Consider the following 12,629-nt stretch of genomic DNA (forward strand, 5'->3'; position numbering starts at 1 on the left):
AAGGGAAAAACGTGAGTTTTATTCAATTTGAATAGTTTCACACAACGGATATTTATTAGTACTATTAGTACTGGAACTGAGTTCAGGAAATTTGAAAGCAAAAAGTATCAGCTGGCAAGAAACAGATCAAAGAAAGAGGGTCGATCGGGTCAATAAACATCTCCTGTAAAACTTGGCATTCAAGTAAAAACTACACGTTTAAAGAACAAAGTACAAGCGAATTTGAACTTGAAAAAGAATTCGATATTGTGGACTTGCTAATCCTGTTTACCGATGCGTTTATGACGAGGGTTAACATGGCTGAATTTCACAAACGCTACAAACACAACTCCGCCAATGATATTTCCAACGGTAGCCCAAAGCTGAACAAATCCATAATCCAATAAAGTAATATCGTTGCTGGTTAACACGGCTGTAAATATTTCGATAGAACCAACAATGGAGTGATGCAGACCTCCGATGCCTATTACGGTCGTTATGAAAATAATAATTAAAATACGACTGATTGTTTCTTGTGATGAAGTGACCAACCAGGACAACAAACCCATTAACCAGCCCGCCAGTACGCCACTCAATAAAACTATATACCACTGGTAATCAAGTAATTTATCTGCCAATACAGCAAATGACTCTACATTAATAACCTTCAGATGCATAGGGAGGATAGAAAGCAGATAACTAAAAAAGTAACCGCCTAATAAATTGCCGGAATAAATAATACCCCAAAGCACCATCAAACTTTTAATACTGGCATTTCTGTTTAAAACCGGAATTACCGCCAGTGTCGTGTGTTCAGTAAACAATTCAGATTTACCTACTACCACAAAAATAAACCCCAGTGGATAAGCAAATGCTAGCAATACATGCAGATATGACGGATGAATTACACCATCGAAAAGTGAATAAATAGCTGCCATTAAAAAAACACTGAACCCAACATCTAAGCCCGCAGAAATTGCCGATAAAAATAAATCTTGATTGGAACGATTATGCTCGTGCATCGCCATCTCAATTTGTTCCTCCAAAATTTCATCAATCTGTTTTGGCTTGTTCAGCGCTTCCTTTAAATCGGCTTGTCTTTTCGGCATAAAAAAAAATTTATTTATTAATCTCTTGATTGCTTCACCCATACTTACTTTCTAAATGATGGCTACACGTGTGGCAATATTCCACAGTTTTCGGGTAAATTCCACATGAAATAGCAGTAGCCTATATCAACAGTACTGCCCAATTATATTCGTTACCTGCTGTATTCGTATTTTATAGTTCATTCTCCTTCTTTCGCTGCAATTTTAGGAACAGGAGTTGCTGCCTTTCAGATGTAAATCACACAAAATATAAACCATGAAAAACACAACCGATAATACAACGAACATATTTCAATCTAAAAAGATCAATCGCAACCGAAAACATTAACCAATTATCGCCTTCAAGAGATGATATTTTAAAGCAACAAGAGCAATTTGCTTCAAGTTGATTTGCAAAACTTGTCTGCCTGTATCTACTTGCTTTAGGAATCAGCCAAACAAGTTCTATTTTAATTTCTTCATTAATTTTTAATTCGTGTAGTTATGACATTACTTAAGAAAAAACAGTTTGACGAGTTAGTTGCTGAAAAAAGTAACTATTGTGTTTCAATTTATATACCAACCCACAAAAGTGGCGAGAATAAGGATAGTATGATCCGGTTAAAGAATCAGGTATCCAAAATTGAAGACGAGCTAATTGAGTTGGGAGTAAAACAAAAAGACATCTTCAACTATGTTGAACCGATAAACAAACTCATACAGGATACAACTTTCTGGCGCTATTTATCCGACTCCCTGGTCATTTTCAGGAGTAAAGAAACCTTTGTGTATCGAACACTACCTATTGAAACCGAAGATTTCTCCATGGTTTCAGATCGCTTTTACCTTTTGCCTCTTTTGAGTGTATTCAATAACGATGATAAATTCTATATTTTACAGTTGAGCTTGAAGAAAAACCGATTATTCGAAGCCAATCAATACGAGTTCAACGAAATTCCTACCGAAGATCATATGCCACAAAGTTTAAAAGACGCCGTTGGTTGGGATGTCAAGCAAAAAACGCTACAATACCGTAGCGGGCAGTCCAGAGGCGGACATGGACTTTATCACGGCCAGGGAGAAGGGAAAGATGACAAAGAGAAGGAAACCCTAAAATACCTCCATATGGTTGATGATGGACTAAGTGATCTGATTGATGACAAATCGATACCGCTGATAATTGCATCGGTTGAAGAAATTTGTTCCCATTTTAAACAAATTTCTTCTTACAACAACATCTACCACAAATATGTGCTAGGCAATCATGATAACGGCGACATGGATAAAGTTCATCAGCAGGCATGCGAGCTTTTACAGCCTTATTTTGAGCGGGTAAGAAATGAGAGTAAAGAAAAATACGCTGAAACAAACCTGCGAATCACATCCGACCTGAATGAATTGCTGATTGCCGCAAATGGCGGACGAATAGACACACTATTTGTAGGGAAGAATAAACACATTTGGGGTAATTTCGACGTAGATAAAGGGACCATGAAGGTTCATGAAGAAAAAGAGTCAATGGACTATTGCCTGATGGATTTTGCAGCGAAATCGACTTTTCAAAAAGGAGGAAATGTTTTTCTGGAAGAAGTAGAAGACTTGCCTGTCAGCGAAGCACCTGCAAATGCAATTTTAAGGTATTAAACCAGTTCAAAATAAATCCAATTTAGCGAATAACAACTAGCTGTTTCCCCGGACGTCCGGGGAAACAGTTTTTTATCAATTATGCATGGCTAAAAATAACGATCACTCACATCCACATGGTTTATCTGTTGACCAAATTTTGGAGCAATATTCAGCTTCAAAAGATGGATTGTCAACTAATGAAGCGAAAAAAAGACAAGCAGAATTTGGGCTAAACAAGCTGCAAGAGAAAAAGCAAAAAAGCTTGCTCCGTTTACTTCTCGACCAATTAAATAATCCGATCATCTATCTTTTGGTTGGCGCTGTAATCGTTTCCTTTGTCTTCAACGACATTCCCGAAGCGATTGCCATTATTATCGTCATCATTCTGAACACGATCATTGGTTTTTGGATGGAGTACCAAGCGCGGCAATCAGTGAATGCCTTGAAAAAGTTAGACCAACTGGAAACGCATGTAAAACGAGACGGAAAAAGCACAAAAATTAATGCGGAGGAATTAGTTTCTGGCGATGTAATCCTATTAGAATCCGGAGATCTGGTACCTGCCGATGCACGTATTTATCAGGCTTCAGAACTTAAAGTTGATGAATCGCCCCTCACCGGAGAGTCGGTACCCGTTGATAAACAGACTGACGAGCTGGACAAGGAAACCCCTTTGGCAGAGCGCGCCAATATGCTATTTAAAGGCACTGCCGTTACCAGCGGAAAAGCACAAGCTGTTGTAACTGCGATTGGGCAAAAAACCGAAATTGGCAAAGTCTCCGAATTGGTGGATGAGGCCGAAGACAAGGAGATTCCCTTAAACCGGAAGTTAGCAAAACTCTCTTATAACTTAATTTGGGTAATTCTTGTTTTAGCTGTTGCTTTTTTTGCATTTGGATGGATTGCCGGAAAAGAAATCTACCTGCTCTTGCAAACATCAATTGCCTGGACTGTCGCCGCTATTCCTGAAGGATTGCCAATTGTTGCCAGTATCGCATTGGCTCGCGGTATGCTCCGGCTAGCTAAACGCCATGTGATCGTGAAAAAGTTGGAAGCGGTTGAAACGTTAGGCGAAACCACCGTCATTTTTACAGATAAAACAGGAACATTAACTGAAAACAAACTTTCCGTTGACTCCCTCACATACTTTGGTAATACATTAAAAGTACAACACCAGAAAGAAAAAGAATACGAACTTGATTCATCAAATTATCAAGACGATGAAAGCTTCCAGCATTTTTACAAAATATCTGTTTTTTGCAACGATGCAGAGTGGTTGAACGAAGACGAATTAAAAGGAGATCCATTAGACATTGCCTTATTGCAATTTTCAAAATCTGTTCTCCCGGATAAATATGAAGAGCTGATTGACAAAGAACGAATTCATGAAGATCCTTTTGATTCGGATGCTAAGTTTATGGGAACCATACACGAGTTGGATGATCGCCTTTATGTTGCGGGGAAAGGAGCCCCCGAGCCGATTTTAAATCGCTGTAAAAGTTATTTCGAAAACCGTGAAGTGAAAGAATTAACGGACGATGTAAAAAACGAATGGATGCAAAGGAGCCAGGAGCTCTCGAAAAAAGGTCTTCGTTTAATTGCCTACGCCTACCGGACCGAGGATTCGAATCAAAAAGAACAATTAAAGAAAAAAGAAGACTTTATTGAAGAAATGATCTTCCTGGGCTTTGTCGGCTTTATTGATCCTGCCCGCAAAGAAATTCAACCGGTTATCGAAAAATGTCACGCAGCAGGTATTCAGGTCGTGATGGTGACCGGCGATCATCCGGGTATTGCACAAAACATAGCCAATGCTGTTCACATGACCGACACCAAGGATGAAAAGGTTATTGAAGGGAAAAATCTGGAACAGAAAGAAAATGAAATTGTCGACTCTCAGTTGTTTGCACGAGTCGACCCCAAACAAAAGCTGGACATTGTTGACTACTACAAACAGCAAGGCGCTATTACTGCAATGACCGGTGATGGCGTTAATGATACGCCTGCACTGAAGAAAGCAGATATTGGAATTGCGATGGGAGATAAAGGAACACAGGCGGCACAGGAAGTGGCCGATATCGTTTTGAAAGATGACTCTTTCGCATCAATTGTAGAGGCGATCGAACAAGGCAGAATTATTTTTGGTAACATCCGCAAATTCATTATCTACCAACTGTCCTATCACCTTGCCGAGATCATTATTATCGCTGGCATCAGCTTTACGCTTTTCTATTTACCGCTACTGCCTTTGCAACTTTTATTTTTGAATTTGCTTTCAGATGTCTTTCCTGCACTGGCTCTTGGCCTTGGAAAAGGCGATGAGACCATCATGCAACAAAAGCCAAAAGATCCGGCGGAGCCAATCATCAATCGAAAAAACTGGATTTCTACTTTCATTTATGGAACAATGATGGCGGTTATTATTATTGGGGCTTATTTACTGGCAATTTATGGACTGGGAGAATCTAAAGAAACAGCCAACACCATTACATTTTTCAGTTTAGCTGTCGCGCAGCTGTTACATGTTTTCAATATGAAAGATGATAAAGAAAAGCTCTTCAGTAATCAGGTTACCAGAAATAAATACATTTGGTTCGCCTTAGCTATTTGTTCCGTATTTCTCTTTATTGGCTACACAGTCCCTATTCTAAACGAGGTTCTCAAATTCGAACAATTGAAATTAATCCACTGGGGAATCGTAGCCGGTTCGAGCATTGCAACCCTGATTAGTATTCAAATTGTCAAGAAAATATTTAAATTTTAATTGAAAAACCAATAGACATGAATGTATTCATAACCGGAACAAGTTCGGGCTTGGGACTCGGGCTTGCCCTTTATTATCTGAAAAAAGGACACTCGGTCTATGGAGTAAGCCGTAGACAAAAAGAAGAATTAAGTAGTAACCAAAACTACACACACCTTGTGCAGGATTTATCAGATTTTGATGAAACAGGTACCCGCATTGAGAAATTTTTGGCAGGCATTAAAACGCTCGATCTGGTTATATTGAACGCCGGAATGCTCAACGAAATAAAAGATCTTCATGAAACCGACATTGTCGAAATTAAGCGTGTAATGGATGTCAATGTATGGGCAAACAAATTACTGATAGACAAACTTTTCAAACAAATCCCTGCAATTAAACAACTTGTGGCAATCTCATCAGGAGCATCAGTTAGCGGGGCGCGCGGATGGAATGCTTATTCGCTTTCCAAAGCCACCCTGAACATGCTAATTAACTTGTATGCAAAAGAATTTACCAGCACTCATTTCTGCGCACTAGCCCCAGGATTAATTGATAGCGCTATGCAGGATTACATATACAAACTAGAGAAATACGACGATTTCCCGGTTGTTCAAAAACTGAAAAAGGCAAAAGGTACAGATCAGATGCCTAATCATCAGGATGCCGCCAAACTAGTTGCTAATGCAATCAGTGATTTACAAAAATTTGAAAGTGGCAGTTTTCAAGACGTACGAAAAATGTAAAACCCACTATCCAACAAGCAGGTATACTGCTTTAATCCATTGAAAAAAACCTTGGTTTAATCACAAAATATTTCTACTTTTGCGCGTCCATATTTTATGGAAGTATATTTTAATGTTTAATAAATTAGATGTTTTATGAAAAACCAGTATGAAACCGTTTTCATTGCAACTCCCGTTTTATCTGATGTACAGATAAAGGAAGCGGTAACTAAGTTCAGAGACATCATTACCGAGGACGGTGGTGAGATTCTCAATGAAGAGGACTGGGGATTACGCAAATTAGCTTATCCCATTCAGAAAAAAAGCACCGGTTTTTATCACTTGATCGAATTTACGGCTGAGCCTTCATTGATCGAGAAGTTAGAAACCCAGTACAGACGCGACGAGCGTATCATCCGTTTCCTGACTTTCAAGCAGGACAAATACTCAGCTGCGTACGCAGAGAAAAGAAGAAACAAAGCAAAAACTGAAAAGGAGAAATAAGCTATGGCTAACAATCAAAGTGAAATCAGGTACCTGACTCCCCCGTCAGTTGAAATTAAAAAGAAAAAGTATTGTCGCTTTAAAAAGAACAAAATCAAGTATGTGGATTATAAAGATCCTGAATTCTTGAAAAAATTCTTGAATGAGCAAGGTCGTATTTTGCCACGTCGTATTACCGGTACTTCATTGAAATACCAACGAAAAGTGGCAAAAGCAGTAAAAAGAGCTCGTCATTTAGCTATGCTGCCCTACTTAACAGATATGTTGAAATAATTAAAAGATTGAGAACAAATGGAAATCATTTTATTACAAGATATTCAGAATTTGGGGAGTAAGGATGACCTTGTTGCTGTAAAAGACGGTTATGGTCGTAATTTCTTAATCCCTAATAAAATGGCGATTATCGCCACTGAATCAGCTAAAAAAGTTATGGCTGAAAATACGAAACAACGTGCTCACAAAGAAGCTAAATTGAAAGACGAGGCTTTGGCTGTTGCTGAAAAACTTCAGAACAAGCAAGTTGTTATCGCTACTAAAACCAGTACATCTGGTAAAATTTTCGGTTCAGTTAATACCATTCAATTAGCAGAAGCTATTAACAAGAAAGGTTTTGAAATTGACCGTAAACAAATTAAAATTGCTGAAGACAGCATTAAGGAAATCGGTAAATACACAGCAAAAATCAAGCTCCACAAAGAGGTTGTTATTGATTTTGACTTTGAAGTAGTTACTGAAGAATAATTCGTTTCACACACACAGAACAAACACATTTTTTCAAACAGATAGAAAGCCATCCCCACACAGGATGGCTTTTTTAATAATATATCCCTGCTCGCCCAAAGAAACTATTCATCCTCGTGGTTCACAATCATTCGTTTATTCTTCATGACATTAACGATCGCATCAACAATATAATCATCCTGCATCGTTGAGTAATTGAAAATCAGATCAAAATCATGATTGTTCATTTTTGTTCCACTGACATGCTCTACAAATAATTCACGTTGCCGGTCAATTTCAAGCACGTAATGTTGTGCATCACTTCTGGACATATTGCTTACCTTCATAATCCGGTTGATGCGCCAATCCAGCGGAGCCTGTAGTTTAATACTTAATTTTTGAGAAACATCGTGAGCAATCGCCCCTGCCGCACGTCCTACAATGATAAAATTACCAACCTCTGCAATACGTAAAATCACATTGCGAACCGTATCAATCACCTGCTGGTCATCGGCATCATATACTTTTTCAGTAGAAAAAGCAGTAGACACCTCGTGCAAACTGGTTTTTGCTTCTGATAAAAAAACATCTTTAATCTTTCCTGGCTCCATCTCCAGTTCCTGTGCTGCCTCTTCTATAATTTCTTTACTCACCCACTTCCACTGAACATCTGTTTTTGTCTCCGAATGAAAACTATAACCTGTAAGTATTTTTGACAACTTAATCGCGATCCTTTTTGCCGAACACCCGCATTCTCTAGATATCATGATGACTGGGCCTGGATATTTGGCCTTTTTTTCCTGGGCTGATGACTCCAACAAAAAATTACTTAGAAAATTTTTCATAGTCGAATAGTTTAACGGTTTGTTATGATTATCTAAAGTACTACATGCGGAATTAAAATAGATTAAAAAGTGTTCAACAATACGCGACAGACGGATGTTTTACAACAATTCCAGATATCTACAAACATTTTATTATTTTCGTAACTATAAAGAATTCAACTATGAGTAAAGTTATACAAGCAGCACTTGCTTCTTTTGGTATGTCGGGGATGGTTTTTCACGGACCAAGCTTAAAAGTAAACCCCAACTTTAATCTTCATTCCATTTTGGAGCGAACCAAGAGTTTATCAGAAAAGGACTATCCTGAGTCGACTATAATCCGCAGTTTTGAAGAGCTGATTGCTCAAGATGAAGTTGACCTTGTGATTATTAACACTCCCGATAATCTGCACTATTCGATGTGTAAACAGGCCCTCGAAGCGGGGAAACATGTAGTAGTTGAAAAGCCTTTTACCCAGGAAGTGGAGCAAGCCAACGAACTGATAAAGTTGGCAAAAGATAAAAACCGGATTCTTTCAGTTTACCAAAACCGACGATGGGACAATGATTTTCTGACCGTAAAAAAAATACTTAAAGAGGGAATTGTTGGACGACTTGCAGAGTTTGAATCTCACTTTGACCGTTACCGAAATTTCATACAAGAAGGCACCTGGAAAGAGGAAGGCGACAAGAGACATGGCGTACTGTTTAATCTCGGGTCACACATGATTGATCAGGTTGTTCAGCTCTTCGGTAAACCCAAATCAATAACAGCCCATTTGGATACTTTAAGAGATGGCGGACAGGTAAAAGACTATTATGATATTCGCCTGCAGTACAACGATTTTGCAGCTATTTTAAAATCATCATACCTTATACGGGAACCGGGACCTCGTTATAGTCTATATGGCACTTTAGGTACTTTTCATAAATGGGGAATTGACCCGCAGGAAGAAATGCTGAAAAACGGACATTTGCCTAATGAGCCCAACTGGGGTACGGATTCGGAAGAAGACTGGGGAGTTTTAAATACCGAATGGAATGGGTTAAACTACAAAGGAACCATAGAAACAGTTCCGGGCAATTACAACGCTTTTTATGAAAATATTTATGATACAATTGTAAATGGAGCTGAACTGGCGGTAAAACCCGAAGAAAGTCGTGATATCATTCAGTTATTAGACTACTGTTTACAAAGTGACGAGGAAAAAAGAACTGTATTTTTATAACGGAATTACCACTCCAGGCGGTTCAATTCTTTCAACACTCGGTTTTCTTTAATAGAACCCGAATAAAGAACAATTGCATATTTCAATACGGTAGGCGTCACTTTCGAAATCGGAACGAGCCCTCTTCCCGGCCAAACGGCATTTTGCATGCTGTTTTTGCTCCGAAGAATCCAATCATTGGCAGTCTCGAAATCATTGGCAGAATAAATGAGCATGCCTCCCTGTCCTGATTTTTTGGCTAGCGATCCTGAAATATTCACGAATTCTCCTGCTTCAACCGCTTCATTTTGGGGCTCAACCAAGCCGTCTTTCGAATTAAATAAAACATCGTCTGGCAGCTTTATTCGGGCAGAGAATCCGCCATATCCTTTTACATCATCCGAGCCACCTAGAGCGACATGATCGGTCTGTGCTCTCAGCTGAATTTTAAACTGTATAACCCTGTAGTTACGATGTTGCCCGTAAAAATTCACTGTAGTTTTTTCTTCAATAAAAGCCTCCTGCCCATTTTTGTAGTTTGGAGACTTCCATTCAACAATGGTCTTCATCGTAGCCATATCATTTGGTAAGCGAAAAAACTCAACACTTTTAACATCATGAATAAAATCCTTCATTTCCCATTGATCACCGACCTTCTTTCCATCAACCATTATTTGGTGCCATGCCCAGAAAATACCCCGGTGATGAATGTGATCCTGCGGTGCATTTTGTGTAACCACCGTTCCATCGGGTAAATATACCGGATGAAAAAAATTAGCCCGCCCCCTGTCCAGATTCATAGCTGAAGCTTCTTTGTTGTATAAGGCTATTTTTTTGCCTCCGTCTGTAATCAAAATTCCTTCATCAACACGTTTCATTGAAATCTGAGAAAAGCCCGAACTAAAGAAAAACAGGATGAGTAGAAATGAAGTAAACGTTCTTTTTAATTTCATACTTAGTTAAGTTAGTGAGTCATTCTCGGAACAGCGCCAAAAATGCACTGACTAAGATATAAAAATGCCGATATTTTTCAAGTCTGATTTCAATATTTTATAGGATTTAAATCCTCTTCCACCTACTACTTCAACCCCTTTTTAAAGTTGAACGTTGTTGATGGCTGATATTGTTCAGCAAACCGAAATTTATTTAGTAGTTTTTTGGCAACGTGTTTCGATGGCTTTTCATGGCTCAAATCAATCATGAAATTCGCAAATCCTTCTTTCAAAAGCTGATTTTTATACTGAAAAAGACTTGCTGGCGCATCGGGCGTTACAACTGTAATTCCATCCCTGTTGGTTTTCTGAAAAACCTTATGAGTGTCATCTTCAAATTGATTTTCTTCATTTACTACTTGCACTGGCATTCTCGAATAAAACAGCTCAGGATAAGCATGCAACACAACAATCCCCTGTTTATTTTGCATGGTACGGAGGTTCTCAAAATCGTTCTCGATTGGGTAGCAAAAATTTCGAATCGCATTTTCGTTGAGCATTTTTGCCGCTGCATCATTATAAACATACACATTTTCATTCGCACTTACTTGTGCATTTTTACTCAGCAACAGTTTTTGAGAGAGGTGACTGACAAAAAACTGACTGATACCCTGCCCTTCTATTTTTGCCAACAACTTTCGACAAGCCTCCAAGTGCTCTTCTGAAATAAACTTGGGCAACTCAATAAAAATTTTGTGCCTGAATTGTTGAATAAACCGAACGGAAAAATCAAACTGTTCCAATTCCTTCCGACTAAATGATAGAATAACGCCATCCGGATCATCCAGTCTCAGCTTACGCAACCAATCAGGCTGATCAATCCGAATAAACAAGCGTGGTTTGGACGGTCGGCTTTTAATCTGCAATTGCTGTTTGAACCTTTTCTTTTCTCCATATGGAAGTGATTTGATTCGCGCATGCGGCAGATTTTGGAACTTGCCCGGAAAGCGTTGCTCCCGACGACCAACCCAAAACAACTCATCGCCCATTTGTATTTTTTCTTTACCATCGTAAGTAAAACAATATTGCTCGCCATCAATCACCAAATCACGAAGCTTAATATTTATTGTACTGTCATCTTTTACGTTTCGAACACGAACTCGGTCTCCTTCCTGCATCATCGTGCCGGATTGAAAAAATACCTGCCCGTTTTTCACGCGCTCAACATTTCCAATTGAAAGTCCGGTATTCGACGTATCGGCAATTCCCTCTTTAACATCCTTTCCTAAAAAGTACGCTATTTTCTCTCTGCCAAAATCCAGCTTCAGCAACTCTTCAGCTTCATCTTTCTTCTCCGGCTGATCAATGGCCATTCGGTACGATTTTGCCACCCGATAAACGTAATCAGCCGATTTCATTCGACCTTCAACTTTCAACGACCGAATGCCCAACTTCTTTAATTTTTCCAGATTAGGCAACTGCTGATTATCCTTCAAATTAAACAGAAACTTGTTTTCCTCCTGATCTTTATATAAACGGCGACAGGGTTGGGCGCACAATCCGCGGTTAGCGCCCCGGCCACCTAAATAACTACTAAAAAAACAAAGTCCTGAAAAAGAATAACACAAGGCACCGTGTACAAATAGTTCTAGTTCAACTTGTGAATTCAAGGCTATTTTGCTTAACTCCGGCATGGTTAGTTCCCGCGCCAGAATGACACGTTCAATTTTCTGTTGTTTCGAAAACTCGGTCCCCAGTGAATTGTGGTTGCCCATTTGCGTACTGGCATGTATCACTAATTTAGGAAATCGCAAACGCAGTATATAATATAATCCCCAGTCCTGAATGATGACTGCATCAACTCCTGCCCGATCTAAAAAAGTAAGCACGTCAAGCAAATCGTCAATCTCACTGTTCTTAATAACGGTATTTAAAGTGATATATATTTTAACTTTTCTGTTTCTGGCTTCCTGTAGGGCAGCCAATAAATGACTTTCGCTAAAATTAACAGCGCGCCCACGGGCATTAAAAATTTTTAAGCCTAAATAAATAGCATCAGCTCCGCCCTCAAGGGCCGCATAAAAAGCCTCGGTGTTTCCGGCAGGCAATAATAACTCAGGTGTTTGGTTGTGCATACAATACTAAATTTGCACAAAAATAGCTATAATCTTAAGCTCCCCATAAAATAACCCCACCCCTGAAAGTTCTATTGCTTATTTTTACTAATTATAAATTACACAATTTACTCAAAATTGTTATCTCTACATTGCAAAAAATAAA

Annotated in this window: 11 protein-coding genes; 7 read left to right on the forward strand and 4 right to left on the reverse strand. The window is 38.9% G+C overall.

The features are described from left to right. Positions 1–257 precede the first annotated feature (257 nt). Entirely contained in the window at positions 258–1,130 is an 873-nt protein-coding gene (locus GR929_RS02895) for a formate/nitrite transporter family protein (protein ID WP_201300878.1), read from the reverse strand. Positions 1,131–1,571: 441 nt separating this feature from the next. On the opposite strand from GR929_RS02895, the gene GR929_RS02900 reads away from it, so the two are divergent. The 6 genes from GR929_RS02900 to rplI all read left to right on the forward strand — a co-directional run bounded on the left by GR929_RS02900 (position 1,572) and on the right by rplI (position 7,406). Continuing rightward, on the forward strand, positions 1,572–2,711 hold the full coding sequence (locus GR929_RS02900; protein ID WP_159517408.1) for a baeRF7 domain-containing protein: 1,140 nt from the start codon (positions 1,572–1,574) through the stop codon (positions 2,709–2,711). An 85-nt stretch (positions 2,712–2,796) separates the two neighbouring features. Continuing rightward, the gene (locus GR929_RS02905) at positions 2,797–5,457 is read left to right on the forward strand and encodes a cation-translocating P-type ATPase (protein WP_159517409.1); all 2,661 of its coding nucleotides are present in this window, start codon (positions 2,797–2,799) and stop codon (positions 5,455–5,457) included. A gap of 17 nt (positions 5,458–5,474) precedes the next feature. Beyond that, complete coding sequence (locus GR929_RS02910) at positions 5,475–6,182, forward strand: SDR family NAD(P)-dependent oxidoreductase (protein WP_159517410.1); 708 nt, start codon at positions 5,475–5,477, stop codon at positions 6,180–6,182. Between the two features lie 135 nt (positions 6,183–6,317). Further along, on the forward strand, positions 6,318–6,665 hold the full coding sequence (gene rpsF / locus GR929_RS02915; RefSeq protein ID WP_159517411.1) for a 30S ribosomal protein S6: 348 nt from the start codon (positions 6,318–6,320) through the stop codon (positions 6,663–6,665). Between the two features lie 3 nt (positions 6,666–6,668). Next, entirely contained in the window at positions 6,669–6,938 is a 270-nt protein-coding gene (rpsR, locus tag GR929_RS02920) for a 30S ribosomal protein S18 (protein ID WP_093919851.1), read from the forward strand. 18 nt (positions 6,939–6,956) lie between these two features. After that, positions 6,957–7,406 carry a 50S ribosomal protein L9 gene (rplI, locus tag GR929_RS02925; RefSeq protein ID WP_159517412.1) on the forward strand — a complete coding sequence of 150 codons (450 nt, stop codon included), beginning with the start codon at positions 6,957–6,959 and terminating at the stop codon, positions 7,404–7,406. Positions 7,407–7,510: 104 nt separating this feature from the next. Here rplI and GR929_RS02930 read toward each other — a convergent pair whose 3' ends face one another. After that, positions 7,511–8,230: a cytidylate kinase-like family protein gene (locus tag GR929_RS02930; protein WP_159517413.1), complete on the reverse strand. Its 720-nt coding sequence runs from the start codon at positions 8,228–8,230 to the stop codon at positions 7,511–7,513. 161 nt (positions 8,231–8,391) lie between these two features. Here GR929_RS02930 and GR929_RS02935 point away from each other — a divergent pair, with 161 nt between their 5' ends. Then, positions 8,392–9,438 carry a Gfo/Idh/MocA family oxidoreductase gene (locus tag GR929_RS02935; protein ID WP_159517414.1) on the forward strand — a complete coding sequence of 349 codons (1,047 nt, stop codon included), beginning with the start codon at positions 8,392–8,394 and terminating at the stop codon, positions 9,436–9,438. A 5-nt stretch (positions 9,439–9,443) separates the two neighbouring features. Here the strand turns inward: GR929_RS02935 and GR929_RS02940 are convergent, their stop codons facing one another. Together GR929_RS02940 and GR929_RS02945 are read right to left on the reverse strand one after the other, a co-directional pair. Further along, positions 9,444–10,370 carry a DUF6807 family protein gene (locus tag GR929_RS02940; protein WP_159517415.1) on the reverse strand — a complete coding sequence of 309 codons (927 nt, stop codon included), beginning with the start codon at positions 10,368–10,370 and terminating at the stop codon, positions 9,444–9,446. A 125-nt stretch (positions 10,371–10,495) separates the two neighbouring features. Next, on the reverse strand, positions 10,496–12,484 hold the full coding sequence (locus tag GR929_RS02945) for a peptidase U32 family protein (RefSeq protein WP_159517416.1): 1,989 nt from the start codon (positions 12,482–12,484) through the stop codon (positions 10,496–10,498). Positions 12,485–12,629: the final 145 nt, after the last annotated feature.

The sequence above is a fragment of the Sunxiuqinia indica genome, assembly GCF_009847015.1.
GTDB lineage: Bacteria > Bacteroidota > Bacteroidia > Bacteroidales > Prolixibacteraceae > Sunxiuqinia > Sunxiuqinia indica.

Excerpts from the sequence above, each read along its gene's own strand:
- GR929_RS02930 (WP_159517413.1), bottom strand. The coding sequence starts at position 8,230 with ATGAAAAATTTTCTAAGTAATTTTTTGTTGGAGTCATCAGCCCAGGAA.
- GR929_RS02905 (WP_159517409.1), top strand. The coding sequence starts at position 2,797 with ATGGCTAAAAATAACGATCACTCACATCCACATGGTTTATCTGTTGAC.
- GR929_RS02945 (WP_159517416.1), bottom strand. The coding sequence starts at position 12,484 with ATGCACAACCAAACACCTGAGTTATTATTGCCTGCCGGAAACACCGAG.
- rpsF (WP_159517411.1), top strand. The coding sequence starts at position 6,318 with ATGAAAAACCAGTATGAAACCGTTTTCATTGCAACTCCCGTTTTATCT.
- rplI (WP_159517412.1), top strand. The coding sequence starts at position 6,957 with ATGGAAATCATTTTATTACAAGATATTCAGAATTTGGGGAGTAAGGAT.
- GR929_RS02940 (WP_159517415.1), bottom strand. The coding sequence starts at position 10,370 with ATGAAATTAAAAAGAACGTTTACTTCATTTCTACTCATCCTGTTTTTC.
- GR929_RS02900 (WP_159517408.1), top strand. The coding sequence starts at position 1,572 with ATGACATTACTTAAGAAAAAACAGTTTGACGAGTTAGTTGCTGAAAAA.
- GR929_RS02895 (WP_201300878.1), bottom strand. The coding sequence starts at position 1,130 with ATGGGTGAAGCAATCAAGAGATTAATAAATAAATTTTTTTTTATGCCG.
- GR929_RS02935 (WP_159517414.1), top strand. The coding sequence starts at position 8,392 with ATGAGTAAAGTTATACAAGCAGCACTTGCTTCTTTTGGTATGTCGGGG.
- rpsR (WP_093919851.1), top strand. The coding sequence starts at position 6,669 with ATGGCTAACAATCAAAGTGAAATCAGGTACCTGACTCCCCCGTCAGTT.
- GR929_RS02910 (WP_159517410.1), top strand. The coding sequence starts at position 5,475 with ATGAATGTATTCATAACCGGAACAAGTTCGGGCTTGGGACTCGGGCTT.